The organism is Roseomonas sp. BN140053 (assembly GCF_047690175.1).
Taxonomy (GTDB): domain Bacteria; phylum Pseudomonadota; class Alphaproteobacteria; order Acetobacterales; family Acetobacteraceae; genus Roseomonas.
In genome coordinates this window covers 109,365-135,970 of record NZ_JBLLEB010000001.1, presented here as the reverse complement: position 1 = coordinate 135,970, position 26,606 = coordinate 109,365, and the positions used below count along the sequence as shown (strand labels likewise).

Sequence of the window (26,606 nt, the reverse complement as noted above, 5' to 3'; positions counted from 1 at the left end):
TCGTCTATGGCGTCCACCGGGGCGTCGGCCCAAGGGAGTAGCATGATGAACGCTGTGTCGCAGGGGGAGCTGCTGCGGACCCTGCCCTACGCCAGGCGCTACGCACGCGCCCTTGCCGGCGGGCAGGAGCGCGGCGACCAGCTGGTGGCGGAGGCCCTGCGCGCCGGCCTGCCCCCCGTTCCCGGACACCTCGCCCTGTATGCCGGCGTGACCCGCCAGGTGCAGCAGGACGGGGCGGCCGTGGCGGGCCGCGACGGGGCGATGAGCCTGGCGCAGCGTCAGCTCCTCCTGCTCACGGCGCTGGAGGATCTGAGCCTGCCCGACGCCGCCGTGGTGCTGGGCCTGCCTGGCGAGCAGGCGGCGCGCGAGCTGGACATCGCCCGTGCCGCCCTGCGCGCCACCGCCGCGACGGAAGTCCTGGTGATCGAGGACGAGCCGATCATCGCCATGGACATCCAGCAGCTGGTGGAAGGCTGCGGCCACCGCGTGGTCGGCATCGCCTCCGACGAGGCGGAAGCCGTCGAGCTGGCGCGCCGGCTGAAGCCCGGGCTGATCCTGGCCGATGTGAACCTCGGCCCCGGCGGCGACGGCATCTCGGCGGTGGAGCGTATCATGGGCGAGCAGACCATCCCCGTGATCTTCGTCACCGCCTACCCCGAGCGCCTGCTGACGGCGGAACGGGTGGAGCCCGCCTTCATCATCAGCAAGCCCTTCGAGCCGATCGCCCTCGCGATCGCCACCTACCAGGCGGTGTCCGCCGGGGTGTCGCTGGACTGACCCCCGCCCGGCCCGGCGGCTGATCCCCTCCCTCGGCCTGGGTCGCGCCGGGACCGGGGAACAGCCGCCGCCGGGAAAGGGCGCCCCTTCATCGGGCAAGGGCGGCGCTCCGGGCGTTGCGGCAGACGGGCGGCGGGCAACTGCCGCTCCCCGCAGAACGTTGAACGGGAACAACAAACCCCGGATGCCGCCACCATGCTGTACTGGACCGTCATCTTCCTGGTGATCGCGCTGATCGCAGGGGTTCTGGGCTTCGGCGGCGTGGCCTCGGCGGCCAGCGGGATTGCCAAGTTCCTGTTCGTCCTCTTTATTCTTTTGTTTCTGGCCAGTCTGGTACTGGGCCAGGGCTGGATTTGAGCAGGACATAGATGATCCGCTGGGGGCTGCCCTTCGGCATTGCGGCGCTGATCACGGCCGGCGCCCTGGCCCAGGGCGACCCCGGCAGCCGCTCCGCGCCTGCCCCCGCCGGGCCGGGGGCCTCCTGGTTCGACCCGACGCAGCTGCCATCCTTCACCGGCGTGGTGGATCGCTACCTGATGGACCCGACAGGACGGACGGAGCGGCTGGTGTTCCGCGAGGGGCCGCAGGTGATCCTGCCAGAGCAGGTTGCCGGCGAGGTCGAGCACGCCGTGGAGGTCGGGTCGAGCATCGTGGTGTGGGGTATCAGGGCCCGGCGCGCGCCGGTGATCACCATGCTGGCCTGGGCCAAGGACAGCGACTCGCCACCCAGCTTCGTGGAACGCCCGAGCTGGGGCGTCGGTGAGTTCCGGCCGGGCACCAGCCACCTGGAAGTGTCCGGCGAGGTGGTCGCCCCGCTCTATACCCCGCAGGGCGAGCCGATGGGCGCCATCCTGCAGGACGGCATGGTGATCCGCCTGCCGCTGGCAGTGGCCGCGGCCATGGGCGGCCGGCTCAACCCCGGGCAGAAGCTCGCCGCCGCCGGGCAGGGCAGCAGCGGCCCGCACGGCCGCGCCGTCGATGCCGAGACGATCGGCGAAAGCCTGTCCACGCTCGGCCCCCTGCCCGCCCCTGCCGGAAGGCGTCCGTGACGCCGCCGCTTCCCGACCCGCGGGCCCAGACTCAGATCCAGACCAGCGCAGTGCGAGGCTTCCTCCGCCTCGCCGGCGGCTTCTTCTGGCAGGAAAAATCCGCGCGCCTGCTGGCCTTCGGCCTGGTCGCCCTCACGCTGCTGCAGATCGTCATCCAGATCCGCTTCAACCTGTGGAACCGCGACTTCTTCAACGCGCTGGAAAATCGTGACCGGGCCGATTTCGTGTGGCAGATGACGCTGTTCATCGGCTTCGCCATCGCCTCCATGGTCACGGCCGTGTACCAGCTCTACGTCAAGCAGCTGACGCAGCTGCGCTGGCGGCAATGGCTCACCGAGAAGCTGTTGCAGGACTGGATGTCCGATGCCCGCCACTACCAGCTGGAAAAGGCGGGCGACGCCGACAACCCCGACCAGCGCATCGCCGAGGATGCGCGGCTGAGCACCGAGATGGCGGTGGAGTTCGCCACCGGCCTGTTCAACGCCGTGGTGATGCTCTGCGCTTTTATCGGCATCCTCTGGACCATTTCTGGCCCGCTCAAGCTGGTGCTGCTGGGACAGCCGATCGAGATTCCCGGCTACATGGTCTGGGCGGCGCTGTTCTACGCCGTGGTCGGCTCCACCCTCACCTATCTCGTGGGCAAGCCGATGGTGGGGCTGAACTTCCGCCGCGCCTCGCGCGAGGCGGATTTCCGCTTCGGCCTCGTGCGCGCCCGCGAAAGCAGCGAGGGCATTGCGCTGATCGGCGGCGAGGCCGACGAGCGCCGCGGGCTGCTGGGCCTGCTGTCGCGCACCGCCGATGCCGTGCGCGACCTGATGAAGAGCCAGCGCCGGCTCATGTGGCTCACCAGCGCCTACGGCATGCTGACCTACGTCTTCCCCACCATCGTGGCCGCGCCCTCCTATTTCTCCGGCGCGATCACCCTGGGCGGGCTGATGCAGATCGGCTCCGCCTTCGGCTCCGTGCAGTCCTCGCTGAACTGGTTCGTGGATAACTTCCCCCGGCTGGCGGAATGGCGCAGCAGCGTGGAACGGCTGCTGACCTTTCGCGAGGCCCTCGGGCAGGTGGAAGCCACCGTGGCCGACCCGCAGCAGCCCACCATCCTGCGCACGGTGGAACCGCTCGGTCAGAAGCCGGAGGTCATGTCCTTCCGCGACGTCCAGGTCGCCTTCGCCAACGGTTCCGTGGTGATCGCCGAAGCCTCGGCCGAGATCCATGCCGGCGAGCGCGTGCTGATCAAGGGCGAGTCCGGCACCGGCAAGAGCACCCTGTTCCGCGCCTTCGCCGGCGTCTGGCCCTGGGGCAGCGGCGAGATCCGCATGCCGCCGCGGGAAGCCACCATGTTCATGCCGCAGCGGCCCTACCTGCCGCTGGGTTCGCTGCGCGCCGCCCTGGCCTATCCCCTCGGCGCCGACAGCGTTTCGGACGAAGTCGCCGGCGCGGCGCTGGACCAGGTCGGGCTGCTGCGGCTGACGGAGAAGCTGGATGTCGAGGATCGCTGGGACCAGGTTCTCAGCCTGGGCGAGCAGCAGCGCTTGGCCTTCGCCAGGATGCTGATCCAGAAGCCGCGCTGGATCTTCATGGACGAGGCCACCGCCGCCCTCGACGAGGGCAACCAGGACGCCATGATGCGGCTGGTGGTGGACGGGCTGCCCGGCTCCGCCCTGATCTCCATCGGCCACCGCCCGGGGCTGGACGCTTTCCACGATCGCACCCTGACCCTGCACCACGGGCCGGAAGGCGCCCGCCTGACCATGCGCGCCCGCCGGCAGATCAAGCTGCGCCGCATCCGCGACCGCCTCCCGCGTCTCCGGCGGCGCCGCACGCCGCCGGTGATGGAGCGCGTGTGACCTGACCCGCCGGGCAGCAGCGGCCGGCGGCGCGGCAGGCCCGCCGCAGCGCCACGCCATGAGGCCGTATGCCCGATGCCGCGCCGCGCCATGCTGCCACGGATAACCGGGGTGCCGCCGTGACCGCCCCCCCGCCCCCGACCGCAGCCCCCGCGATGGGCGGCAGGCTGATCCTCGACGTATCCTCCCTGGCGCGCTGGACCGGCCCGCCGGTGGGCATCGCGCGCGTCGAACACGCCCTGGCGCGACGGGCGCTGCGCCGCCCAGGCACGCTGCTGTCCTTCTTCGATCGCGCCGAAGGCCGCTTCCGCAGCCTGAAACCGGAATGGGCCGAGCTGGTGACCGGCTGGCTCGGCGCGGTGGACACCGGCGGCGAAGGGCGCGCGCGCTCCGGCTGGCGCGCCCTGGTGCCCTCGCGGCAGCCGGTGGTCAGCTGGCTGGAACGCCGGCGCCTGCTCACCCGCTCGCCCCTCCTGGCCGGGCTGGCGGATGGTTTGCAGCGCGCGATCCTGGCGCCGCGGCGCCACGGCACCCCGCTGCGCGACGCCGGCGGACGCCGCATCGCCCACGTCCCCGCCGACCTCGCCCTGGGCGAGGCGGTGGTGCCCGGCCCCGGCGATGTGCTGCTTTCCGCCGGCTCGGACTGGTTCCACCTCGACGCAGCCCAACTCGGCGAGATGAAGCGGCGGCACGGATTCCGCTACGCCACCCTGTGCTACGACCTGATCCCCGCCACCCACCCGCAATTCTTCCGGAAGGAGGACGTGCGGTTGGTGCGCGACCATTGGCGCCGGGTCCTGCCGCTCGCCGACCTCGTGGTGGTGAACGCCCGCTGCATCGCCGCCGATCTCGGCCGCTTCTGCCAGGATGCCGGACTGCCCGAACCCGCCACCGCCGTGCTGCCGCTGGGCTTCGACCCGCCGCCGCCCGGACCGGCCGCGGCACCCCTGCCCGCCGGGCTGCGCGCCGGGCACTACGCCCTCTTCGTCAGTACGATCGAGCCGCGCAAGGGTCACGCCCTGCTGCTGCGCGCCTGGCGCAACCTGCTGCGGCGCGGCCTGCCGCAGCGGCGCGGCTTCCAACTGGTCTTCGTCGGCCGCCCCGGCTGGATGGTGGAGGAGGTGCTGCAACAACTGGCCGACCCCGCGCCCTGGGATGGCAGCCTGCTGCACCTGTCCGGCGTGGCGGAGGCGGAGCTGGACGCGCTCTACGATGGCGCCGCCTTCTGCCTCTACCCGTCGCGCTACGAGGGCTTCGGCCTGCCGGTGATCGAGGCCTTCGCCCGCGGCAAGCCGGTGCTGGCCTCCACCGGCGGCGCGGTGCCGGAAACCGTGGGCGGCCTGGCGCCCTGCCTGGACCCCGAGGACGCAGGTGCCTGGGAAGCGGCCCTGGCGGAGTGGATCGAGCACCCCGCGTCGCGCGACTCCGTCGCCGTGGGTATCCGGGCCGGCTTTGCCCATCCGGACTGGGACACCGCGGCGGCCGCCATCCTGGAAGCCGCCGCGGCCCTCACCCGCCGCGGCTGACGCGGCCCCACGGATGGGCGGCCCGCAGCCGCAGCACCCACAGGTGCAGCCGCGTGCGCGCCCGCAGCCCGGGCTGTTGCAGCCCCAGCGCCACCGCCGCCCGGGCCGCCGCGAACTGCTCCGCCCGCAGCGCGTCCTTGGCCGTGCCCAGCGCGCGGGCGAGCAGCCCGTCGCGGATCGCCTCCGCCGTCACCCCGAGGCGCCGCAGCAACGCGCGATCCACCGGCCCCGGCCCATCGGCGCCGTCCGCGCCACCCGCCCGCCGGCGGGCGGCGGCGGCCAGCGCGCCCATCTCCGACAGGGCACGCTGCTCCAGCGCCTGCCAGGCGGACTGTCCGGCATGCTCGCGGTAATCCAGCAGGGGTTCGGGCAGGTTGCGCAGCTCGTGCCGCTCCGCCAGCCGCAGCCAGAGGTCGAAATCCTCCGCCAGCCGAAAGGCCGGGCGATAGCCGCCGACACCCAGCACCGCCGCGCGACGCAGTATGACGGTGGGATGCGCGATCGGGTTGGCCCGCACCAGCGCCGCCCGGATCGCCTCCGACCCGGTGGGCGGGGATACGTCCCGTCGCGGCTGGCCATCCGCCCGCACCACGCGCCAGCCGGTGCCCAGCAGCGCCACCTCCGGCGCGGCCTCCAGCGCCGCCACCTGCCGCGCCAGCCGCTCGGGCGCCGCCACGTCGTCGGCATCCATGCGCGCCACCAGCGGGGCCCTCGCCTCGCGCAGCCCGCGGTTCAGCGCCGGCACCAGGCCGAGCGGCGGGCCCGACAGCACCCGCAGCCGCGCGTCCGCCGCGGCCAGCCGGCGCAGGATGGCGGGGGTTTCGTCGCGCGAACCGTCATCGACCACCAGCAGCTCCAGCTCCCGCAGGCTCTGGCCGAGGATGCTGTTCACCGCCGCTTCCAGGAAGCGCGCGCCGTCGCGCACGGGCAGCACCACGCTGACGGCCGGGGTCCTCAACGCCCTTCCCCCCAGCTTCCGTCCTGAAACTTCGGTGAATCGTGCCGTGCCGCTGCCGCAACCATCCCCCTCGGCCCGGAATGCCCGTAGGCTGCGCCGCGACGCCATCCGAAAGGTCCTGCCGCGTGTCCGACGCATCGCCGCTGCCCGCGGTCAGCATCGTCACCGTCGCCAATGACGGGCTGTTCTTCGTGCGGCTGCTGGTGGAGCAGGTGCGGGCCCTGGCCGGCCCGCGCCCCTACGAGATCATCGTGGTGGACCGCGGCTCGCACGACGGCACCCGCGCCTGGGTGCGGGCGCAGCCCGACGCGCGGCTGCTGACGCACCGGCAATGGTTCTGGCAGCGCGGCCACCGCCACGGCGAGGCGGCGGAATACGGCGCCCGGGCGGCCCGCTACGACCGCATCGTGCTGCTGGACAGCGACGCCCACCCGATCGACGCGAACTGGCTCCGCGACAGCGCCGACCGGCTGGACGCGCACCACCGTCTGGCCGGCGCGATCTTTCGCGACAAGCACCGCGGCAACCCGCATGGCTGGTACGTGCACCCGCATTTCATGGCCTTCTTCAAATCCGACCTCGGCGGGCTGGTGGTGCTGCGCAAGCTGCGCGGCGACGACACCGACACCGGCGAGGAAGCCACCATCCGCGTCCTGGCCGCCGGCAAGGGCGTGGTGGAACACCCCATCGCCTTCTGCCGCGAATTCGACGTCGGCCATCCCCGCGTGCCCACCGTGGCCGGCGGCGTGTTCCACGCCTGGTACGTGTCGCGCCTGACGCATAACGAGGCCGAGGTGATCCGCGAAACCGATGGCGAGGTCAGCCGCGCCCGCTACCTCGACCCGCTGCTGGCACGGCTGCGCGGCGCCTATGGCGTGGCCGGCTGAGCCGCCTCGAACAACAGGGATTCCACCGCGCGCAGGTTGTCGCGGATGTCGTGCCCCTGCGCGGCGAGATGCGCCGCCGCGCCGATCCGCCGCCGCGCCGCCCCGTCCAGCAGCAGCCGCATCCGGGCCGCCAGCGCCCCGGCATCCTCGGGGTCGGACAGCACGAAGCCGGTTTCCCCGTCCCGGATCAGCTCGGCCGCGCCGTTCATCGCGGTGGTGATCACCGGCAGGGCGGCGGCTGCGGCCTCGATGGTGGAGAGCGAGCAGGCATCCCAACGGGTCGGATGCACGAAGGCATCCGCCGCGGCAAAGAGCGGCGCCATCTCGTCCACCTGGCCGAGGAAGCGCACCCGGTCCGCCACGCCCAGCTCCGCCGCCAGCCCGGTCCAGTGCGCATCCGCCGCGCCGCCGGCAATGGCGAGATGCGCCTCGGCCCCCGCCGCCCGCAGCGCCGCCAGCGCCCGCATCGCCGTGTCCATGCCCTTGAGCCGCAGGTTGTGCGCGGCACCCAGGAACAGCACGCCGCCCTCCGCCAGGCCCAGTTCTCGCCGGGCCGCCTCGCGCAACCCGCCGATCCGTTCCGGCGCGAAGCGGGCGGTGTCGGCGCCGTTGTGGATCACCGCGATCCGCTCCTCCGACAGGCCGTGCCGGGCGGCGAGGTCGCGGCGGATGCGGTGCGACACCGCCACCACCCGCCGGGCCCGCGCCGCCTGCAGCGCTTCCAGCCGGCGCAGCCGCCAGCGCCGCAGATTGGTCCGCGGCGACACCGCCGCCTTGAGCCGCCGCAGCGGCGGGTGCGAGGCGATCTCCCGGTCCAGGCTGCCGAGATGCGAACCGGTCTGCGGGTGGAACACGTCGCCCGACCAGCCACTGCCGGTGTCGTGCACCACCGCCGGCCGCAGCCCCGCCAGGCAGCGCTCGATCAGCCGCCCGCGCGCCAGCACCGAGCGCGCGAAGGGCAGCTGGTGCACGCGGACCGGGAGCCCATGCTCCCCGACGGCAAAGGTCACCACCTCCACCGCGTGCCCGGCTTCCAGCAGGTGTGCCGCGAGGCGCGCGGTCCAGCGCTCCAGCCCGCCGCCCAGCGGGTCGAAGCGGTCCACCACCAGCACGGTCCTCATGCCGCGGCCAGCTCCGCGAGGTCGCGCGCCGACAGCGCGAGGGTGCCGGCACGGAAATTCTCCTCCAGGTGGTCGGGCCGCAGCGTGCCGGGAATCGCCACCACGTTGGGCGCCCGGTGCAGCACCCAGGCCAGCGCCACCTGCGCAGGCGTCGCGTCCAGCCGGCGTGCCACCCGGCCCAGCGCCTCCGCCCGCGGCTCCGCGCCGCCGCGCAGCACGGCCAGCGGGCCATGCGCGATGAAGGGGATGCCGCGCGCGGCGCAACGGTCCAGCAGCGCGTCGCTGCCGGCATAACCCAGGCTGAGGTGGCACTGCACCGCCGCCACCGGCAGCACGGCCTCCGCCGCTTCCAGCTCCGCCAGGCCGAGATTGCACAGCCCGACCGCCCGCACCTTGCCCGCCGCCAGCAGTTCGGCCAGCGCCCCGAGCTGGTCGGCAAAGGGCACCGCCGGATCGCGCCAGTGCAGCTGATACAGGCCGATCGCCTCCAGCCGCAGCCGGCGCAGGCTGTTCTCGCAGGCGGCGCGCAGCTGGGCAGGGCGGCCATCCAGCCGGGCGCGCGTGCCGTCGGCCTCGCGCACCACGCCGCCCTTGGTGGCGACCAGCAGCTCCGGCGGATAGGGATGCAGCGCCTCGGCGATCAGCTCCTCCGACAATCCCGGGCCATAGCTGTCCGCGGTGTCCAGCAGGGTCGCGCCCAGCGCCACGGCGCGGCGCAGCAGCCCTCGCGCTGCGGCCGGGTCGGGGAAGCGCCCGGGCCGCCCGGTTTCCCCGCCCACCCGCAGGGCCGCCCCATAGCCGATCCGCCCGACCCGGTGGCCGGCGATCCGAAGCGGCGCCGCGGCCGGGTCGGCGGCCAGCACGTCGAGGTCCTGCATGGTCCGGCCCGGTATTCCATCGAGAAGGTCCGAACACGAAACAACATCGGACGCGCACTGATCAAGGCCTTCCGCCGCTGGCCCTCCGCCGCGCGGGCCCGAAGCGCCCGGTGCCCCAGTCGTCACCCGCCGGCGGAGCCACCGTCCCGCGCCTAGTCGTCGCGCAGAAACAGCTTGTAGCCCTCGATCTCGCCCTGCTGGTGATAGCGCCGCCAGGTATCGGCAAAGAGCGGGTGGCGCGAGAAATACTCCACGAAGTCGAACTCGCCGCCGCACCAGGGAATGCCGGGGTTGCGGGTGATCAGCACTGCCGCCGGCGGGGCCCGGGCGAAGTCCTCCGCCACGGTGCGGTACACGAAGAACTCGGCCCGGCTCATCTCCCAGGGCTCGCGGTAGCGCGAACCGTTCTCCGGGCAGCTCCGGTACACGCCCTGCAACAGCCACATGTTCATGGTGCGCAGCGTGGACTGGGCGTGGGCGTAGTTCAGCGCCGGATAGACCGGGAAAATGTCGGGCGTGAGGATCAGCAGCCGCTCACCGTAGGCTTCCCGCCGCAGCCAGGCGGTCAGGCGTCCGGCCTTGGTGTTCTCGAACTGGATCTCGCGGAACGGCGCTTCCCCGCCACGCACGGCGAACAGCGCCAGCCCCGCCGCCGCCAGCGCCGCCAGGGCGGGGGCGGCGCGCCGGGCGCCCGAGGGCGGCAGCGCCCGGTCGGCCCAGCGCGCCGCCAGCAGCCCGGCCAGCACCCCGCCCAGCATCAGGATCGGGGCGACATGGTAGGTCCAGCCCTTGTGCTGCACCCAGGCCGCCGCGAAGGCGCCCGTGGCGGCCGCTCCCAGCGCCGTGGCCAGCCCGCCGGCGCCGCGCCGCAGCCCCAGCGGCAGCAGCACCAGCAGGAACAGGGTGGCCGCGCCCATGTCCTCGGTCAGCAGCACGTGCCAGGGCCCCTGGCCGCCGAGGTCCAGGTAGTACTGCCACACCAGCGGCACGACATGGCCGAGATAGTCCGGGAACAGCACCGGAATGGCCGCGAGGTAGCAGCACCACACGGCCGCCATCACCCAGGGCACGGCGTCCCGCAGCGCCCGCCGCGGCCCGCGCCGCACCAGCACGGCGAATTCCACCAGTGCCGCCACTGCCAGGAAATGCGGCTTCAGCGCGAAGCCCAGCGCCGCCAGCACCGCCACGCCCAGCCGCAGGCCGGTGGCGGTACGCTGCCCGTCTATGCGGCGCGCGGCCAGCACGCAATAGGGCAGCGCGCAGGTGGCCATGATGACCTCGCGCTGGCCGAAATCGTAGCCGGACACCACCAGCGCCAGCGGGATCAGCGCCCCCAGCACCGCGCGCTCCACCAGCCCTTCCGGCCGGTCCGCCCGCAGCCGGGCACACAGCCACCAGCACAGCCCGGCCAGGGCCAGCAGGCAGAGCTGCAGCGCCTGCACCCCGTCCAGCGGCGTCCAGCTCGCGATCGCCGCCGGCAGGAGGTTGAGCACGAAGATCAGCGGCGGGTTGACGTCGATCAGGTCGGCATAGAGCCGCTCCCCGGCGATCCAGCGCTGGGCGAAGTTCAGCACCGCCGCGACGTCGTGGTTCAGCGGCGGCGACAGCACCGTCAGCAGGAACAGCAAGGCCGGCACGAAGGCCGCCAGCCGCAGCACCCGGTTCCGCAGGGAAACGGCGGGCCGCGACAGCTCGGCGACGGGGGCGGCGATCGGGGGTGGAAGGGGCGCGTTCATATCCGAACCGGGGCATGAGGCCCCACGGCAACGTGATTGCCATGCGATTGCGGCAGATGCTAGGCGATCCTGCCTTGTCCCTGCCCCCCGCGGGTGGCTGACTGCTGTCCGCCGTGGAACCCGCCGAATACGCCCTGATGGATTCGGCCGAGGACGGCATGTGGTGGTACCGCGCCATCCATGCCCGAATCGGCGATGCCCTGCGCCGCTCCCCCGCTGCCCGCGGGGGCCGGGTGCTGGACGCCGGCTGCGGCACCGGCGGCGGTTTGCGCGCCCTGGCCGCCGCCCTGCCCGGCGCCGCCCTGGTCGGTCTGGAATACGACACCGAGGCCGCCGCCCGCGCCGCCCGGAAATCCGGCATGCCCGTGACCGGTGGCGACCTGAACCACCTGCCCTTCGCCGACGGCAGCTTCGACGCCGCCCTGTCCGTGGACGTGCTGTGCCACCGTGGCGTGACCGAGGCGGCCGCCCTGGCCGAGCTGCACCGCGTGCTGGCCGCTGGCGGCACGCTGGTGCTGAACCTGCCGGCCTTCGAGTGGCTGCGCTCGGCCCACGACACCCGCGTGCACAATGCCCGCCGCTACACCGCCCCCGGCGCCGCCCGGCTGCTGCGCGAGGCCGGCTTCGCTTCGGTGGAAGCGCGCTACTGGAACAGCCTGCTGCTGCCGCTCATGGCCGTGCAGCGCAAGCTGCTCAACGCGCACGAGGACGCCGCCAGCGACGTCGCCCCCTTCCCGCCCTGGCTGGACGCCACGCTCTTCGCCGTGGACGCGGCCGAGCGCCGCCTGGCCGCCCTGGGCCTGCGCTTTCCCGCCGGCGGCTCCGTGCTGGCCGTCGCCACCCGTCCCTGACACACCCTTTTTCCGATGGAACCCCCGCGCATGAACGCCCTGTCCGCTTCCCTGACCGCCGCACCGGAAGGCTCCACCGCCCCCGGCCTGTCGGTGGTGGTGCCGGTGTATCGCGGCGCCGCCACGGTGGGCCGGCTGGTGGCGGCGCTGTCCGCCCTGCGCCCCGCGGGCGGGCTGGAGATCGTGCTGGTGAACGACGGCAGCCCGGACAATTCCGGCGAGGTCTGCCGCGCGCTGGTGGAAGGCGCCACCGTGCCGATCACCTACGTGGAGCACGCCCGCAACTTCGGCGAGCACAACGCGGTCATGACCGGCCTGCGCCGCGCCCGCGGCTCCTTCGTTATCACCATGGATGACGACCTGCAGAACCCGCCGGAGGAGGTGGTCAAGCTCTACGACCACGCCCGCCAAGGCCATCCCGACGGCGGCGGCTGGGACGTGGTCTACACCCGCTACGCGGAGAAGAAGCACGAGGGCTGGCGCAACCTGGGTTCCCGCTTCGCGAACCGCGTGGCCGACGCGCTGATGGACAAGCCCAAGGGCCTTTACCTGTCCTCCTTCCGCTGCATGTCCGCCATGGTGCTCCGCGAGGTCACCAAATATTCCGGCCCCTACCCCTATATCGACGGGCTGGTGATGCAGGTCACCACGCGGATCGACAGCATCGAGGTCCGCCACCTCGCCCGCGTGGAGGGCCGCTCCAACTACACGCTGAAGCGGCTGGTGCTGCTCTGGCTCAACCTCGCCACCTCCTTCTCGGTGGTGCCGCTGCGCTTCGCGACCCTGGCCGGCGTCGCGATGGGCGCGCTGGGCCTCCTCGGCGCCGTGGTGGCGGTGGTGGAAGCGGCGGTCAGCGGCACGCCCTCCGGCTGGGCCTCGCTGATGGTGGTCACGCTGCTGCTTTCGGGCGTGCAGTTCGTGATCCTGGGCGTGCTGGGCGAATATGTCGGCCGCGCCTTCCTGTCGGCCAACGGCAAGCCGCAGGGCGTGGTGCGCGAGGTGCTGCGCGCCGAGCCGGAGGCCGGCGCCCGCCCGGCCGCCGTCCAGGAGGCGGCCTTTCCCGCGCCATGATCCCCTACTGGATCTCCCTGGCCGCCGCGATCAGCACCTCCCTGCTGGGCCAGGTGCTGCTCAAGGCCGGCGCGGTGGCGGAGGGCGGCTTCCTCAGCCAGCTCTTCCGCTGGCAAACGATCATCGGCCTGGGCGCCTATGGCGGCGCGGCGCTGCTCTATATTGTGGCGCTGCGCCGCATCCCCATGAGCGTCGCCCTACCCTGCACCGCCGCGTCCTACGTGGTGATCGCCGCGGTCGGGCACTTCGCCTTCGGCGAGGTGCTGGGGCCGACCAAACTGGCGGCGCTGGCGCTGATCTCGCTGGGCGTCGTGCTGCTGGCCACGGCGTGAGAACCGCGGCGGCCGCGCTGGGAACGGCGCTGCTCCTGGGCGCCTGCGCCGCGCCCACCGCCTGCCCGCCCGGCACCACCCCCGCCGCCCTGGCCGAGGCAATCTTCGGCCGCAACCGCGACGGCGCCCTGCGCGTAAGCGAAGCCGACTGGGACCGCTTCCTGGCCGAGGAGGTCACCCCCCGCTTCCCGGACGGGCTGACCGTGCTGGACGCCCGCGGCCAGTGGCGCGGCGCCGATGCCCGGCCGGAGCGCGAGCCGGCGAAGCTGCTGCTCCTGGTGCTGCCCGGCACCACCCCGGCCGAGGCTGCCGCCCGCCTGGAACCGGTCGCGGCCGCCTATCGCACCCGCTTCGACCAGGAATCCGTACTGCGGGTCCTGCAACAGGGCTGCGCCGCCTTCTGACCCGGGCAGCGCGCTACCAGCGCGGCGTGACGTCCACCTCGCGGATATTGAGGCCCAGCAGCTTGGCGATTTCCGCCTTGGTGGCGAGGCGGATGGAGTTGACCGTCAGCCGCGCCAGGATGCCGGCGCCGATGCCGTAGGCGCCGCGCTCGTTCTCCTTCACGATCACCTGCTCGGGGTGCTTTGTTTCGCCCTTGCAGGCGGGCGAGGGATAAACCACCCAGTTCGCGTCGTTGCGGATGATCTTGTCCACATCCGCGCCGAAGTCGAAGGCCAGCAGGATGCGGTCCTTCATGATCCGGCGCCCTGGCCGGTACTCGGACTCCGCCTCGAAGACCCAGAAGGCCTTGCGGGACGCGCTGCCCCGGTAGTTCCAGGTCAGCTGGCCCCGTTTCCAGTTGGCGATGTCCTCGCCATCAGCCTCGGTCCAGCGGAACAGCAGAACCGTTTCCGTCCTGACCTTGCCGCCCCTCTTCCGTGTTCCGGACATGTCGTTCCGCCTCCGCCACGGAGGCTAGAACCGCGCCGGGCCCGGGTGGAAGGGAGAACAGGTGGCGCGAGACCCGTTCAGCAGGGCTCCGCCACGAAGGTCTGGGACGGCGCCACGAACTCGTCCTGCGCCGCCACGGTCAGGATCTCGCGCGACCCCGCCTCCGCCGTGCGGCGCAGCAGCCCGTGGATGGAGGACGCCGCGGAGGACACCGCCACCCGCGCATCGCCCCAGCGCAGCCGGTGGAACAGGAACAGCGCGGCGATGGCATCGCCCGCCCCGTTCACGGAGATCGGCAGCATCGGCGTGCGGACGCGCCACATGCTCTCGCCATCCGCCGCCAGCATCTCGATCGCGTCCGCCGGCGTGTCCTCGACATGCAGGGAGGTGACCAGCACGCAGCGCGGCCCGCGCGCCTGCAGGCTGCGCACGGCGCGCTTGGCGTCGGCCAGGGAGGACACGCGCCCGCCGGTCAGCCATTCCAGCTCGAACTGGTTGGGCGTGAGGACGCCGGCGGCCGGCACGGCGCGGTCGCGCATGAATTCCGGGATGCCCGGCCGCACGAAGACGCCGCGCCCGACATCACCGATCACGGGATCGCAGCAATACACCGCGGCCGGGTTCAGCGCCCGCACCCTCGCCACCGCGTCCAGCACCGCCTCGCCGATGGCGGCGTCGCCCATGTAGCCGGACAGCACGGCGTCGCAGGTGCCCAGCACGCCGCGGTCCTCGATCCCCGTCACCAGGTCGCGGACCAGCTCGGCGCCGAAGACCTGCCCCTTCCAGGCGCCGTAGCCGGTGTGGTTGGAGAACTGCACGGTGTTCACCGCCCAAACCTCCGCCCCCAGCCGCTGGAGAGGGAACACCGCCGAGGCGTTGCCGACATGCCCAAAGGCGACCCAGGACTGGATGGACAGGATGTTCATGGCCGCCGATCCTAGGTGACGGTCCGGCGGGGCGCGAGCAGCCCCGGCGCACCCGGCCCCGCTCCGCGCCGGCGGCCGCTCTGCGCGGTGGGAATGGCCCGCCGCCCGGCCCCGCGGCCCTTCAGCCGCGGGCCATGGCGGGCAGGCCGAGGAAATGCGGCTCCAGCTGCGTCGCCAGTTGCAGCAGCACCGCGTCCTCTGCGAAGCGGGCGATCGCCTGCACCCCGATCGGCAGTCCTTCCGCCGAGCGGTGCAGGGGCAGATTCATCGCCGGCTGCCCGGTGGTGCTCCCCAGCACGGTGAAGGTGGCGAGGCGGCCGAGGGCGGCGTTGAAGCCGTCCACATCCTCTGTCTGCATGGACAGCTCGCCCGGACGCAGCGGCGGCACCGGCAGGGTCGGGGTCAGCACGACATCCCAGGCGCGGAACTGCCGGGCGATGCCGCGCACCAGCGTGTTCAGCCGTGCCAGCGCCGCCTGGAACTCCACCGCCGAGGTACCGCCCCAGCGTGCCGCGACGGCGCGGGTCAGGGGCTCGATCTCCTCGCCCGCGGGCCGGCCCAGCTCGGCCTCGCGCCGGCCGATGATCGCGGCCAGCCCGGGCAACAGGATGGTCCAGCAGCAGTCCAGCAGCGCCTCCGCCTCCACCGAAAGGGAGGCGGGCGCGACCTCGTGGCCCAGCGCGGTGCAGAGCGCCCCGGCAGCCTCCACCGCGGAGGCGCAATCCGGGTGCACCGGCTCGCCGTGCCAGTCCGTCGTCACCAGCCCGATCCGCAGCCGCCCGGGGTCGCGCCGGGCGAGCCGCGCGAAGGGTTCGGACGGCGATGCGGTGAACCAGGGCGCGCCCTCGTCCGGGCCGGCGGTGGCGTCCAGGATGGTGGCGCAGTCCCGTACGCTGCGCGAGATGCAGTGCTCGTGGCTGAGTCCCTGGTTGGCGTCGCCCCGGTGCGGCCCGACGGGGATGCGGCCGCGCGTCGGCTTCAGCCCCAGCAGCCCGCAGCAGGCGGCGGGGATGCGGATGGAGCCCAGGCTGTCCGTGGCATGCGCCGCCGGCAGCATGCCGGAGGCCACGGCGGCGGCCGCACCGCCGCTGGACCCGCCGGTGGAATGGGCGGTGTTCCAGGGGTTGCGCGCCGGGCCGTGCAGCGCCGGCTCGGTGGTCGCGGCCATGCCGAATTCGGGCGAGTTGGTGCGCCCGGCGATGTTGAAGCCGGCGCGGCGCAGCCGGGCCACCGTTTCGCTGTCGAAGTCGAAGCTGCTGCCGGCGAAGAAGCGGCTGCCGTGGCTGAGCGGCAGGCCGCGCACGGGGGCGTGCAGGTCCTTGATCAGATAGGGCACGCCGGTGAAGGGCCCCTCGGGCAGTTCCCCGGCGGCGCGGCGGGCTTCCGCGAAGCGCTCCAGCACCACGGCGTTGATGGCCGGGTTCACCGCTTCCACCCGGGCCGCCATCGCCTCCAGCAGTTCCGCCGCGCTGACCTCGCGCCGGCGCACCAGCTCGGCCAGGCCGGTGGCATCGTGCCGGACGTAATCCTCGTGGCGCATGGCGAATCCTCGCGGTCCGGAAGGCGGCAAGCTGCGGAAACGGCGGCGCCGAGGCAACCCGGCGCCGCGCGGACGCGTCGCCCCGCTCAGATCGGCGCTTCCACCCCGCGCCCCGCCGCCTCCGCGCGCTCCAGGACCAGTTGTGCCGCGGCGAGGTCCTGTGCCGCCACGCCCAGCGAGCGGTAGAGGGTGATCTCCCCGTCGCCGTGCCGGCCCGGCCGCTTTCCGGCCAGCACCTCGCCGATCTCGGTGCCGGTGTGGTCCGGCGCGACCAGCCCCGTGGCCCGCGCGTCCCGCAACTCGCCCGCCTGGGCTTCCAGCGAGGGGCGGTAATCCGTGAACAGCGTCACCGCGGGCAGGCAATCCGGCGCGATCTCCTGCATCGTGGGAACGCTGGCGCCCACCGCGTTCACGTGCTGGCCGGGGCGCAGCATGGCCGGAAACAGGATGGGCGAGGCCGCGGCGGTCACGGTGCAGAGGATGTCGGCCGCCGTCACCGCCTCCCCGACCCCCGGCACCGCCTCCACACCGGGGTTGGCGGCGGCGAAGGCGGCCGCGCGCGCGGGGTCGCGCCCCCAGACCAGCACCCGGCGGATGTCGCGCACCGCCCGCAGCGCCTGGAGATGCGCCTCCGCCTGCTCGCCGCAGCCCAGCAGCACCAGCGTCGCGCTGTCCGGCCGCGACAGGGCCCGGGTGGCCAGGGCGCTGGCCGCCGCCGTGCGCAGCGCCGTCAGCCGCGACGCGTCCAGGCAGGCGCGCGGCAGGCCGGTGGCACGGTCGAAGAGCAGCATCAGCCCGGCATGCGAGGAACGGCCCTGGGCGGGATTATCGGGAAACAGGCTGAGCAGCTTGGCGCCGTAGCAGGCCGGGTCGTCCAGCCGCCCCGGCATCACCCCCAGGAAATCCTTGCCCCCGAGCGGCATCACCGTGCGCAGGGGCAGTTCCACCGCCCGCTCCGACACCCGGCGCATGGCCGCATCGATCGCCGGGATCAGGTCGGCGGCGGATACCAGGCTGTCGATATCCTGGGCGGAAAGGACGCGCATGCGGGCTCCGTGACGCGGGTCGGGGTGGGCGGCCAGCCTAGCACGGGCGGCGGGCAAGCCGCCCCGCGCACCGCCGTGGTTGCGCCACCCCGGCCGGACCGCTAGACACCGCGGTTCCGCGCGCCCGGTCGGCATCGGGCGGCCATTCCACGAGATTCCCGATGAAGTCCGATATCCATCCCGACTACCACGACATCACCGTGATCATGACCGACGGGACGACCTACAAGACCCGTTCCTGCATGGGCAAGGAAGGCGACACGCTGCGCCTGGACATCGATCCCAAGTCGCACCCGGCCTGGACCGGCCAGCAGCGCGTGATCGACACGGGCGGTCAGATCGCCAAGTTCAACAAGAAGTTCGCCGGCATCGGCGTCCGGAAGCAGGGCTGATCGCAGCGGGCCGGCCCCCGACGCCCGCCCACTGTTTTTTTTGCCTTTCCGGGGTCTTGAACCCCTAAATCTCCTCGACCAAATCTGTGTCCGTCGGTGGTGCCCCGCAGGGGGCCACCGGCGCGGCAAAGGTGCCGTCGACGCCGCCCGTAGCGGGGCGTCCGCAGGCTCCTCCGCCGCTCCATAGACCGGACCTTGCTTCCGAGGAGGTTCTCATGAGCACGCTCGACTTTTCTCCCCTGTTCCGCACCGCCATCGGCTTCGACCGCATGGCCCGCCTGGTGGACACCGCCCGCGCTGCGGCCGAGGGCCCGGCCTACCCGCCCTACAACATCGAACGCACGGGCGACGACGCCTATGTGCTGACGATGGCCGTGGCGGGCTTCGGTCCCGATGAGCTGGACATCACCGCGCAGGACAACGTCCTGACCGTGTCCGGCAAGGCCCCGCAGCCCGAGGAGGGCCGCCGCTACCTGCACCGTGGCATCGCCGGCCGCGCCTTTGAGCGCCGCTTCGTGCTGGCCGACCACATCCAGGTGGTGGGCGCCGACCTCCGCAATGGCCTGCTGCACGTGGCCCTGAAGCGCGAAGTGCCGGAGGCCCTGAAGCCCCGCCGCATCGCGATCGGCCAGGGTGCTCCGGCGCCGAAGGCGATCGAGGTCGAAGCCGCCAACGAGCAGGACGATCGGGCCCAGGCGGCCTGATCACGCCCTCGTCGAGGTGATCGAACGGGGCCGGCGGAGCGATCCGCCGGCCTCTTTTCCTGTTCCACCCCCGGGCCGCACGCCCGCCGGGGCATTTGACCGCGCTTCGCCGCGCGCTCTCTATACGGCGCGCCGTCCGCGGCTCTATACGGGGCGCCGCCCCGAGGCGGAGGGAGCGCTTCCCGCGAAGCCCACAACCGCCGGACGCCGAAGGTTCCTATCGAAATGTCCTCTCCCCTGATGCCGAAGGCCACCGCGGTGTGGCTGATCGACAAGACCTCCCTCACCTTCGAGCAGGTCGCCGACTTCGTGGGCATGCACCCGCTGGAAGTTCAGGCCATCGCGGACGGCGAAGTCGCCCAGGGCATCGTCGGCTACGACCCGGTGGCCAACGGCCAGCTGACCCGGGAAGAGATCGCGGCCTGCGAGGCCGACTCCAACCGCCGCCTGAACCTGCTGCCCACCGCCATCCCGCTGCCCAAGAAGCGCGGCAAGGGCGCCCGCTACATCCCCGTGTCCAAGCGCACCGACCGGCCGGACGGCATCGCCTTCCTGCTGCGCAACCACCCGGAGCTGACGGACTCGCAGATCGAGAAGCTGCTGGCGACCACCAAGGAAACCATCACCAAGGTGCGCGACCGGACGCATATCAACACCGCGAACATCAAGCCGCGGGACCCCGTGATCCTCGGCCTGTGCACGCAGTCGGAGTTGAACGCCGCGGTGGCCGCGGCCGGCGAGCGCGGCTCGGGCGTGCCGCCGGTGAACATGCCCTCCGTGGCCGAGGACGACGCGGCCTGATCCGCCCCGCCCGCCGCACGGCGGGCGGACCCGTCTCCCCGCGGGCGCGCATCATCGGCCGCGCCCGTGAGCCACTCAGCCCATGGCGGCCGCCGCTTCCGGCAGCTTGCCGTTGCCCTTGAGCTTCGTGAGCAGCGCCAGCACCGCGGCTTCTTCCGGCCGCAGCGCGGACAGGTTGTCGCGAAGCTCCGCCTTGGCCTCCTCCACGATTTCCAGCACCAGCCCGCCTTCCAGGTAGGTGTCCAGCACGTCCGGGTGGACGTAGCACTTGCGGCACACGGTGGGCGTATTGCCCAGCTTGGCCGAAACCCGCTCGATCGCCGCCTTGACGTTGCGCTTGGCGGCCGCCTGGCTGTCGAAGCGCTCGAACTCCCGCAGCGCCAGCGCCGCCAGCACCGTGCCCGCCCAGGTCCGGAAGTCCTTGGCGGTGATGTCGCGCCCGGAAATCTCGTGCAGGTAGCCGTTCACGTCGGCCGATGTGACGTCATGCGGCGTGCCGTCGGCATCGAGGTACTGGAACAGCTCCTGCCCCGGCAGTTCCTGGCAGGCGCGGACGATCTTGGCGACGCGCCTGTCCGATACCTTCAGCTTCCACTGCTTGCCGCTCTTGCCCTTGAAGCCGAAGCGCAGCTCGCCGCCATCCACCTTGACGTGGCGGTTCTGCAGTGTGGTCAGTCCGTAGGAGCCGTTCTGCTCGGCATAGTCGTCATTGCCGACGCGGATCAGCGTGGTTTCCAGCAGGTGCACCACCGTGGCCAGCACCTTCTCGCGCGGCAGGCCGGGCCGCTTCATGTCGGCCTCTACCCGGGCGCGGATCGCCGGCAGCGCTTCGGCGAACTCCATCACGTGCTCGTACTTGGACGCGTCGCGCACCTCGCGCCAGCGCGGGTGGTAGCGGTACTGCTTGCGCCCCTTGTCGTCGCGCCCGGTGGCCTGGATGTGCCCGTTGGCGTGCTGACAGATCCAGACATCCTTGTAGGCCGGCGGAATGGCCAGCGACCAGATGCGCTCCAGCACCGCCTTGTCCTTGATCGGCTTGCCGTCCGGGCCGCGATAGGAAAAGCCGCTGCCCGACTTGCGGCGGGAAATGCCGGGCGCTTCGTCCGACACGTAGCGCAGGCCCGCCGAGAGTGCGGCGTCGCGGGGATCAACGATGGTTTGAACGGCGGACGGGTCGTCGAGCGGCATGGGGCGCGGCTCCTCCTGCCGCACACAACCCGCGCCCACCGGCCGGGGTTGCCGGAGCCACCCCCCGACCGCGCGGCCGTGAACGTCCGCGGCAGCAGCCCGCGCCGCTGTATCCCGCGGCCGCCCGGGCATGGCCCCCGTCGGAACGGCGGCCGCAGCGTCACGCACCGGCTGCCCGGGCCGGGCTGAGATGCCACCGCGCCGGGAAACGCGATCCCCGGCGCGGCCCGACGCCGCTACGCGCTGCCGGCGGGGGCGGCGCGCAGCCGCTCCATTTCCTCCTTGAGCTTCAGCTTCTCGCGCTTCAACCGGGAGAGTTCCAGGCTATCCGGCTGCGGCCGAACGGTTTCCGCCTCCAGGCGCATTTCCAGCGCGGCGTGGCGGTCCTGTAGGGAACTCAGGCGAGGTGCGGTCTGCATCGACACTCTGTTCCTTCTCCCGTTGCGGCGGCTGTCACGGCCGCCGTCCCCATGTTATGGGCATTCGGCCCCCGAGGCGCGACCCTTTCGGAAGATGCAGCGACCGACCCGATGCTCGCCGACCGCGACAGCCTTCTCCGCCGCCTGCATGAGCTCCGCTCCGAACACCGGGACCTCGACACGGTGATCGCCAACATGGGCGACTCGGTGCTCGACCAGCTCCAGCTCCAGCGCCTCAAGAAGCGCAAGCTTCGCCTCAAAGACGAGATCGCCTGGGTGGAAAGCCGCCTGGTGCCGGACATCACGGCATGACCGCCGCGGCCGCCCCGCTGGTGGGCATCATCATGGGCAGCCGCTCCGACTGGGACACCATGCGCCACGCGGCCGAAACCCTGGCCGCCCTGGACGTGCCGCACGAAACCCGGGTGGTTTCCGCCCACCGCACCCCCGAACGCATGTTCCGCTATGCCGCGGAGGCCGCCGGGCGCGGCCTCCGCGTATTGATCGCCGGCGCCGGCGGTGCGGCGCATCTGCCGGGCATGACCGCCTCGCTGACCCCCCTGCCCGTGCTCGGAGTTCCCGTGGAAAGCCACGCGCTCAAGGGCATGGATTCGCTGCTTTCCATCGTGCAGATGCCGGCCGGCATCCCCGTGGGCACCCTGGCCATCGGCCGCGCCGGGGCGGTCAACGCAGCGCTCCTCGCCGCCGCCATCCTGGCGGGCACGGACGCGGAACTGGCGGCGCGGCTGGCAGCCTGGCGGGCGGCGCAAACCGCCGCCGTGCCGGACGACCCGGCATGAGCAGCCTGCCCCCGGGCGCCACGATCGGCATCCTCGGCGGCGGGCAGCTCGGGCGGATGACGGCGCTGGCCGCGGCCCGGCTGGGCTATCGCTGCCACGTCTTCGGGCCCGAGGACGACTCCCCCGGCATGCTGGTCGCCGCCGCCCGCACGGTGGCGCCCTTCGAGGACCGCGAAGCGCTGCAGCGCTTCGGCCGCGCCGTGGACGTGGTGACCTTCGAGTTCGAGAACGTCCCCGTCGCCACCCTGGACGCGCTGGAGGAGGTCGTGGCCTGCCGCCCCGGCCCCCGCGCCCTGGCGGTGTGCCAGGATCGGCTGCTGGAAAAGGACTTCCTGGCGCGCCACGGCGTTCCCGTCGCGCCCTGGCGCGCGGTGGAAAGCCGCGCCGACCTGGATGCCGCCGCCGCGGCCATCGGCCTGCCGGCGGTGCTGAAGACCACCCGCCTCGGCTATGACGGCCGCGGCCAGGCCGTGCTGCGCGACGCCGCCGATCTGGACGCCGCCTGGGAGCGGCTGCAGCCGCGCCCGCTGATCCTGGAAGCCTTCGTGCCCTTCGCGGCGGAAGTCTCGGCCATCGCCGCGCGCGGGCTGGACGGCCGGGTGGAAACCTTCGACGCGGTGGAGAACCGGCACCGCCACCACATCCTCGACCTCAGCTTCGCGCCCGCCCGCGTGCCGCCCGAGGTCGCCTCCCGCGCCCGCGCCCATGCCGCGGCGGTGGCCGAGGCGTTGGAACTGGTGGGCGTGCTGGCGGTGGAGTTCTTCCTGCTGCCGGATGGGCAACTGCTGGGCAACGAGATCGCGCCCCGGCCGCATAATTCCGGCCACTGGACCCTGGATGCCTGCGCGGTCTCCCAGTTCGAGCAGCACGCCCGTGCCGTGGCCGGCCTGCCCCTGGGCCGCCCGGACCGCCACGCCGACGCGGTGATGCGCAACCTGATCGGCCCCGAGGGCATGGCCGCTTGGCCGCTTCTGGTCGGGGCGCCCGGCGTGGCCGGCCAGCTCTACGGCAAGGCGGACGCCAAGCCGGGCCGGAAGATGGGCCACGCGAATCTGTTGTTGCCGCCCGGCACCCTGGCAGGAACGCCGGAAGCCGGGCTGCTGGCCCAGCTTCCGGCGCATGGCTGACCCACCGCCGCTGTGCGCCCTTGCTGGGCCACCGCCCGGCTGCGCCCTTGCCCGGATGGATCGCCCCCGTAACACGCGTGGCGCCCGCGCCACAGTGATGCGGAAACACCAGGGAGGTCCGTGCGAACGGCCACTCCCGGTGTTAGATAGTCGGCACCACGCCGTGTCCGAGTCCGGGGTTTTCCCAGCGCACGGTGCAGGGTCCTTAGGGATCGAGGGGAGATCGAGATGAGCCTGAAGAAGGCGCTTTTGGCGGCGACCATGCTGGCGCTGCCGGTTGTGGCCAACGCCCAGCCTGTCACCGGCCTCTATGTCGGTGCCGGCGCCGGTGCGAACTGGCTGCAGAGCACCCGTAACGACGTGGACCGCGACAGCTCCTTCGCTGTCCGCAACCTCGGCCTGCCGAGCGACAGCACCAAGTTCAAGTTCGACCTGGGCTTCGGTGGCGTCGTGAGCATCGGCTACGGCTTCGGCAACGGCCTGCGCGTCGAGGCGGAAGGCAACTACCGCCAGAACGACATCGACGACGTGCAGATCTTCGGCGCGCGCACCTTCAGCACCGGCGGGCGCACGCGCTCCTACGGCGCCATGGGCAACGTGCTGTATGACTTCACGATGCCGTCCTTCGTGCCGCAGTTCATGCCCGTCGTGCCGTATGTCGGCGTCGGCGCCGGCTATGTCTGGCACGAATACGACAACGTGACGGGCCGCGCCGGCTCCAACGGCCGCCTGACGGTGGACGACACGGACGGCCAGTTCGCCTTCCAGGGCATCGCCGGTCTGGCCTTCCCGATCGCCGCCGTTCCCGGCCTGGCGATCACCGCCGAGTACCGCTTCCTGGGCACGCTGTCCCCGGACCTGGACGCGCGCGTGAGCACGGTCAGCAACAACGCGACTGTGAGCCGTGGCAAGATCGAGGTGGACAACTACAACCACTCCGCCTTCCTCGGCCTGCGCTACGCCTTCAACGCGCCGCGTCCGGCCCCGGTGCCGGTGGCGCCGCAGGTGCAGTCCACGGCTCCGCAGGCAGCCCGCACCTACCTGGTGTTCTTTGACTGGGATCGTGCGGACCTGACCGACCGCGCCCGTCAGATCATCTCCGAGGCCGCGCAGAACGCGCGCCGGGTGTCCTCGACGCGCATCGAAGTGGCCGGCCACGCCGACCGTTCGGGCACGCCGCAGTACAACCAGCGCCTGTCCCAGCGCCGGGCCGAGGCCGTGGCCGCCGAGCTGGCGCGCCAGGGCATCAGCCGCTCGGAGATGTCGGTCCAGGCCTTCGGCGAGAGCCGTCCCCTGGTCGCCACCGCCGACGGCGTGCGCGAGCCGCAGAACCGCCGCGTGGAGATCGTCCTGCGCTGATCCGCGCAGAACGCACGCGACCTTCAAGGGAGGGCCGGTCCGCAAGGACCGGCCCTTCTCTTTTCTGCCCCACCGCCTGAACGGCGCCGCCGTGCTCCTGCCCCGCCCGTCCGGCGCGAGGCCGATGCGGCCCGCCGATTCCCGGCCGCTCCGATCTGCTCTAGGAGAGCGGCCCATGTCCCCCGTCCCTCTCCGTTCCCACATCGCCACCCCCGGTCCCCGGATCCTGCCGTGACCCGCCCGCCCCCGGAGGAGATCGCCGCCGCCATCCTGCGCGTCGCCGGCGAGCGCGGGCCGCGCAAGACCATCTGCCCCAGCGAGGTCGCCCGCGCCCTGGGCGGCGAAGAGTGGCGCCCGCTGATGACCCCCGTGCGCAACGCCGCCGTGGCCCTGGCACGCGAGGGCCGGTTGGAGGTCCTCCGCAAGGGCAAGCCCGCCGAGCTGGACCCGCTTCGCGGCGTCATCCGGCTCAGGATCGTGCCGGGGTGAGCAACCCGCCCGCGATCCGGCCCTGCCGCTGATCCGGCGCGACGCCGCCCCATCCCGTTCCGGAACCACCCCCTCCTCTCCCCACGCGACGCGGAGCTTCGAACCCCCATGCGCGGAACCATCGACGCCCTCCGGGACGCCTGGACGCTGGCCAAGCCCTTCTGGACCGGCGAGGAGCGCTGGTCGGCGCGGTGGCTGCTGGCCGTGGTGGTGGTGCTCAACCTGGCGCTGGTGGGGATGAACGTGATCCTCACCTTCTGGCAGCGCGCCTTCTACAACGCCCTGGAAGCCAAGGACTGGGACGCCTTCATCGGCCTGCTCTTCCTCGGCCGCACCGACCCGGAGGATGGCTTCCTGCCCGGCTTCTGCCTGGTGGCCGGGCTGTTCATCCTGGTGGCGGTGTTTCAGCTCTACCTCAAGCAGCTGCTGACCATCCGCTGGCGCCGCTGGCTGACGGAGAAGCTGACGGCGCAGTGGCTGCACGGCCGCGCCTATTACCGCATCGCCCTGGCCGACCCCGGCACCGACAACCCCGACCAGCGCATCGCCGAGGACGTGGACAACTTCGTCACCCAGAACCTCAGCCTCGGCCTGGGGCTGATGAGCTCGGTGGTGACGCTGCTCTCCTTCGTGGTGGTGCTGTGGAACCTGTCGGGCCCGGTGAACGTGCTGAACCTGCCGATCCCCGGCTACCTCGTCTGGGTGGCGCTGCTGTATTCGGCGCTAGGCACCTGGCTGACGCACCTGATCGGCCGCCGGCTGGTGGAGGTGAACTTCCAGCGCCAGCGGCTGGAAGCGGATTTCCGCTACGCCCTGATCCGCGTGCGCGAGAACGCCGAAGGCATCGCCCTGCACCACGGCGAGGCCACCGAGGAGCGCGGCCTGGGCCAGCGCTTCGCCGTGCTGGTCGCCAACTGGCGGCAACTGATGACGGTGACCAAGCGGCTGACCTTCTTCACCGCCGGCTTCGGACAGGTGGCCAGCATCTTTCCCATCGTGATCGCCGCCCCCGCCTTCTTTGCCGGGCGGATCCCGCTGGGCTCGCTGATCCAGACCTCCTCCGCCTTCGGGCAGGTGCAGGGCTCGCTGAGTTGGTTCGTGGACAACTACACGACGCTGGCGGAATGGCGCGCCACCGTGGCCCGGCTGACCGGCTTCCGCACCGCCGTGGCGGCCGCCGAAGCGGCCGAGCACGGGGGCCCGCAGGTGGTGGCCGGCCCGGTGCCCGAGTTGCAGGCGAGCGGCCTGGAGCTGGATTTGCCCGACGGCCGCCGGTTGCTGGCCGATGCCTCGCTGGGCGTCGCCCCGGGTGAGGCGGTGCTGATCACCGGTGCGTCCGGCAGCGGCAAGTCCACCCTGTTCCGGGCCCTGGCCGGCATCTGGCCCTTCGGCCGCGGGCAGGTGGCGATGCCCACTGGCGCCCGGGCCCTGTTCCTGCCGCAGCGCCCCTACTTGCCGCTGGGCACGCTGCGCCAAGTGGTCTGCTACCCCGGCCATCCCGAGGACTTTCCCGAGGCCGCGGTGCGCGACGCGGTGACGGCGGCCGGGCTGGAGCACCTGCTGCCGCGGCTGGACCATCCGGAAGCCTGGGACCGCCAGCTCTCGGGCGGCGAGCAGCAGCGTCTGGCCTTTGCCCGCGCCCTGCTGCAACGCCCGGACTGGCTCTTTCTCGATGAGGCCACTGCCAGCTTGGACGGCCCCGCGGAGGAACAGCTCTACGCCCTGCTACGGCAGCGGCTGCCGAACACGGCGGTCGTGTCCATCGCCCACCGGCCGGCGGTGGCGCGGTTCCACGACCGCGCCGTACGGGTGGAAGCCGGCCGGCTGGTACCGGCCTGACAGGCCGCCGGCCCCGTCATGCGGGGCCGGTTCGCCTTACGCCCTC

At 72.6% G+C, this 26,606-nt stretch carries 29 protein-coding genes; 19 read left to right on the top strand and 10 right to left on the bottom strand.

The genetic code is table 11. The annotated features are described in order from the left end of the window. The first annotated feature begins 45 nt into the window (after window positions 1-45). From ACLIBK_RS00665 to ACLIBK_RS00645, 5 genes are all read left to right on the top strand, one after another. Window positions 46-777, top strand: coding sequence for a PhyR family response regulator anti-anti-sigma factor (locus tag ACLIBK_RS00665; RefSeq protein ID WP_415385555.1), 732 nt, complete (start codon window positions 46-48; stop codon window positions 775-777). Between the two features lie 195 nt (window positions 778-972). After that, entirely contained in the window at window positions 973-1,134 is a 162-nt protein-coding gene (locus tag ACLIBK_RS00660; protein WP_415385277.1) for a DUF1328 domain-containing protein, read from the top strand. 11 nt (window positions 1,135-1,145) lie between these two features. Then, on the top strand, window positions 1,146-1,826 hold the full coding sequence (locus tag ACLIBK_RS00655; protein WP_415385276.1) for a hypothetical protein: 681 nt from the start codon (window positions 1,146-1,148) through the stop codon (window positions 1,824-1,826). Further along, a complete protein-coding gene (locus tag ACLIBK_RS00650; protein ID WP_415385275.1) occupies window positions 1,823-3,676 on the top strand; it encodes an ABC transporter ATP-binding protein/permease in 1,854 nt (617 codons plus the stop codon). Before ACLIBK_RS00655 ends, ACLIBK_RS00650 begins: the two co-directional genes overlap by 4 nt. Before the next feature lie 155 nt (window positions 3,677-3,831). Continuing rightward, the gene (locus ACLIBK_RS00645; protein ID WP_415385274.1) at window positions 3,832-5,202 is read left to right on the top strand and encodes a glycosyltransferase family 4 protein; all 1,371 of its coding nucleotides are present in this window, start codon (window positions 3,832-3,834) and stop codon (window positions 5,200-5,202) included. On the opposite strand, the gene ACLIBK_RS00640 is transcribed toward ACLIBK_RS00645, so the two are convergent. Next, window positions 5,186-6,160 (bottom strand): glycosyltransferase, encoded by a 975-nt coding sequence (locus tag ACLIBK_RS00640; protein ID WP_415385273.1) that lies wholly within the window; start codon window positions 6,158-6,160, stop codon window positions 5,186-5,188. The two genes, ACLIBK_RS00645 and ACLIBK_RS00640, sit on opposite strands and share 17 nt — an antisense overlap. A gap of 125 nt (window positions 6,161-6,285) precedes the next feature. Here ACLIBK_RS00640 and ACLIBK_RS00635 point away from each other — a divergent pair, with 125 nt between their 5' ends. Further along, window positions 6,286-7,047 carry a glycosyltransferase gene (locus ACLIBK_RS00635; RefSeq protein WP_415385272.1) on the top strand — a complete coding sequence of 254 codons (762 nt, stop codon included), beginning with the start codon at window positions 6,286-6,288 and terminating at the stop codon, window positions 7,045-7,047. Here the strand turns inward: ACLIBK_RS00635 and ACLIBK_RS00630 are convergent. The 3 genes from ACLIBK_RS00630 to ACLIBK_RS00620 all read right to left on the bottom strand — a co-directional run bounded on the left by ACLIBK_RS00630 (window position 7,029) and on the right by ACLIBK_RS00620 (window position 10,782). Next, window positions 7,029-8,168, bottom strand: coding sequence for a glycosyltransferase family 4 protein (locus tag ACLIBK_RS00630; protein ID WP_415385271.1), 1,140 nt, complete (start codon window positions 8,166-8,168; stop codon window positions 7,029-7,031). The genes ACLIBK_RS00635 and ACLIBK_RS00630 overlap by 19 nt on opposite strands. Beyond that, window positions 8,165-9,046, bottom strand: a complete 882-nt coding sequence (locus ACLIBK_RS00625; protein ID WP_415385270.1) for an aldo/keto reductase — start codon at window positions 9,044-9,046, stop codon at window positions 8,165-8,167. Before ACLIBK_RS00625 ends, ACLIBK_RS00630 begins: the two co-directional genes overlap by 4 nt. 152 nt (window positions 9,047-9,198) lie before the next feature. Beyond that, a complete protein-coding gene (locus ACLIBK_RS00620) occupies window positions 9,199-10,782 on the bottom strand; it encodes a hypothetical protein (RefSeq protein ID WP_415385269.1) in 1,584 nt (527 codons plus the stop codon). A gap of 137 nt (window positions 10,783-10,919) precedes the next feature. Here ACLIBK_RS00620 and ACLIBK_RS00615 point away from each other — a divergent pair, with 137 nt between their 5' ends. From ACLIBK_RS00615 to ACLIBK_RS00600, 4 genes are read left to right on the top strand one after another with little or no spacing between them, the layout of a single operon-like run. Further along, entirely contained in the window at window positions 10,920-11,633 is a 714-nt protein-coding gene (locus tag ACLIBK_RS00615) for a class I SAM-dependent methyltransferase (RefSeq protein ID WP_415385268.1), read from the top strand. A 30-nt stretch (window positions 11,634-11,663) separates the two neighbouring features. After that, window positions 11,664-12,704 carry a glycosyltransferase family 2 protein gene (locus tag ACLIBK_RS00610; protein ID WP_415385267.1) on the top strand — a complete coding sequence of 347 codons (1,041 nt, stop codon included), beginning with the start codon at window positions 11,664-11,666 and terminating at the stop codon, window positions 12,702-12,704. Next, on the top strand, window positions 12,701-13,036 hold the full coding sequence (locus ACLIBK_RS00605) for a multidrug transporter (protein WP_415385266.1): 336 nt from the start codon (window positions 12,701-12,703) through the stop codon (window positions 13,034-13,036). The genes ACLIBK_RS00610 and ACLIBK_RS00605 overlap by 4 nt, the downstream gene beginning before the upstream one ends. Then, complete coding sequence (locus ACLIBK_RS00600) at window positions 13,033-13,440, top strand: DUF3574 domain-containing protein (protein ID WP_415385265.1); 408 nt, start codon at window positions 13,033-13,035, stop codon at window positions 13,438-13,440. Before ACLIBK_RS00605 ends, ACLIBK_RS00600 begins: the two co-directional genes overlap by 4 nt. 13 nt (window positions 13,441-13,453) lie before the next feature. Here the strand turns inward: ACLIBK_RS00600 and ACLIBK_RS00595 are convergent, their stop codons facing one another. The 4 genes from ACLIBK_RS00595 to ACLIBK_RS00580 all read right to left on the bottom strand — a co-directional run bounded on the left by ACLIBK_RS00595 (window position 13,454) and on the right by ACLIBK_RS00580 (window position 17,442). After that, window positions 13,454-13,930: a hypothetical protein gene (locus ACLIBK_RS00595; protein ID WP_415385264.1), complete on the bottom strand. Its 477-nt coding sequence runs from the start codon at window positions 13,928-13,930 to the stop codon at window positions 13,454-13,456. A gap of 77 nt (window positions 13,931-14,007) precedes the next feature. Next, the gene (pdxY, locus tag ACLIBK_RS00590; protein ID WP_415385263.1) at window positions 14,008-14,856 is read right to left on the bottom strand and encodes a pyridoxal kinase PdxY; all 849 of its coding nucleotides are present in this window, start codon (window positions 14,854-14,856) and stop codon (window positions 14,008-14,010) included. Window positions 14,857-14,977: 121 nt separating this feature from the next. Beyond that, on the bottom strand, window positions 14,978-16,396 hold the full coding sequence (locus ACLIBK_RS00585; protein WP_415385262.1) for an amidase: 1,419 nt from the start codon (window positions 16,394-16,396) through the stop codon (window positions 14,978-14,980). Between the two features lie 86 nt (window positions 16,397-16,482). After that, window positions 16,483-17,442, bottom strand: a complete 960-nt coding sequence (locus ACLIBK_RS00580) for an ornithine cyclodeaminase family protein (protein WP_415385261.1) — start codon at window positions 17,440-17,442, stop codon at window positions 16,483-16,485. Between the two features lie 161 nt (window positions 17,443-17,603). Here ACLIBK_RS00580 and rpmE point away from each other — a divergent pair, with 161 nt between their 5' ends. The 3 genes from rpmE to ACLIBK_RS00565 all read left to right on the top strand — a co-directional run bounded on the left by rpmE (window position 17,604) and on the right by ACLIBK_RS00565 (window position 19,339). Next, window positions 17,604-17,834, top strand: a complete 231-nt coding sequence (gene rpmE, locus ACLIBK_RS00575; RefSeq protein WP_415385260.1) for a 50S ribosomal protein L31 — start codon at window positions 17,604-17,606, stop codon at window positions 17,832-17,834. A 215-nt stretch (window positions 17,835-18,049) separates the two neighbouring features. After that, window positions 18,050-18,538, top strand: coding sequence for an Hsp20 family protein (locus tag ACLIBK_RS00570; protein ID WP_415385259.1), 489 nt, complete (start codon window positions 18,050-18,052; stop codon window positions 18,536-18,538). A 225-nt stretch (window positions 18,539-18,763) separates the two neighbouring features. After that, window positions 18,764-19,339 (top strand): DUF1013 domain-containing protein, encoded by a 576-nt coding sequence (locus tag ACLIBK_RS00565; RefSeq protein ID WP_415385258.1) that lies wholly within the window; start codon window positions 18,764-18,766, stop codon window positions 19,337-19,339. A 75-nt stretch (window positions 19,340-19,414) separates the two neighbouring features. Here ACLIBK_RS00565 and ACLIBK_RS00560 read toward each other — a convergent pair whose 3' ends face one another. Then, complete coding sequence (locus tag ACLIBK_RS00560; protein ID WP_415385257.1) at window positions 19,415-20,527, bottom strand: DNA topoisomerase IB; 1,113 nt, start codon at window positions 20,525-20,527, stop codon at window positions 19,415-19,417. A 236-nt stretch (window positions 20,528-20,763) separates the two neighbouring features. Next, on the bottom strand, window positions 20,764-20,946 hold the full coding sequence (locus ACLIBK_RS00555; protein ID WP_415385256.1) for a YdcH family protein: 183 nt from the start codon (window positions 20,944-20,946) through the stop codon (window positions 20,764-20,766). A gap of 111 nt (window positions 20,947-21,057) precedes the next feature. Here ACLIBK_RS00555 and ACLIBK_RS00550 point away from each other — a divergent pair, with 111 nt between their 5' ends. The 6 genes from ACLIBK_RS00550 (at window position 21,058) to ACLIBK_RS00525 (ending at window position 26,560) form a co-directional block, all read left to right on the top strand. Further along, window positions 21,058-21,258, top strand: coding sequence for a DUF465 domain-containing protein (locus ACLIBK_RS00550; RefSeq protein ID WP_415385255.1), 201 nt, complete (start codon window positions 21,058-21,060; stop codon window positions 21,256-21,258). Then, a complete protein-coding gene (gene purE / locus ACLIBK_RS00545; protein WP_415385254.1) occupies window positions 21,255-21,746 on the top strand; it encodes a 5-(carboxyamino)imidazole ribonucleotide mutase in 492 nt (163 codons plus the stop codon). Before ACLIBK_RS00550 ends, purE begins: the two co-directional genes overlap by 4 nt. Next, window positions 21,743-22,873 carry a 5-(carboxyamino)imidazole ribonucleotide synthase gene (locus ACLIBK_RS00540; RefSeq protein ID WP_415385253.1) on the top strand — a complete coding sequence of 377 codons (1,131 nt, stop codon included), beginning with the start codon at window positions 21,743-21,745 and terminating at the stop codon, window positions 22,871-22,873. The genes purE and ACLIBK_RS00540 overlap by 4 nt, the downstream gene beginning before the upstream one ends. A gap of 228 nt (window positions 22,874-23,101) precedes the next feature. Further along, window positions 23,102-24,232: an OmpA family protein gene (locus ACLIBK_RS00535; RefSeq protein ID WP_415385252.1), complete on the top strand. Its 1,131-nt coding sequence runs from the start codon at window positions 23,102-23,104 to the stop codon at window positions 24,230-24,232. Between the two features lie 231 nt (window positions 24,233-24,463). Further along, entirely contained in the window at window positions 24,464-24,721 is a 258-nt protein-coding gene (locus ACLIBK_RS00530) for a DUF3253 domain-containing protein (protein ID WP_415385251.1), read from the top strand. Window positions 24,722-24,829: 108 nt separating this feature from the next. Then, entirely contained in the window at window positions 24,830-26,560 is a 1,731-nt protein-coding gene (locus ACLIBK_RS00525; protein ID WP_415385250.1) for an ABC transporter ATP-binding protein/permease, read from the top strand. The last annotated feature ends 46 nt before the right edge of the window (window positions 26,561-26,606 follow it).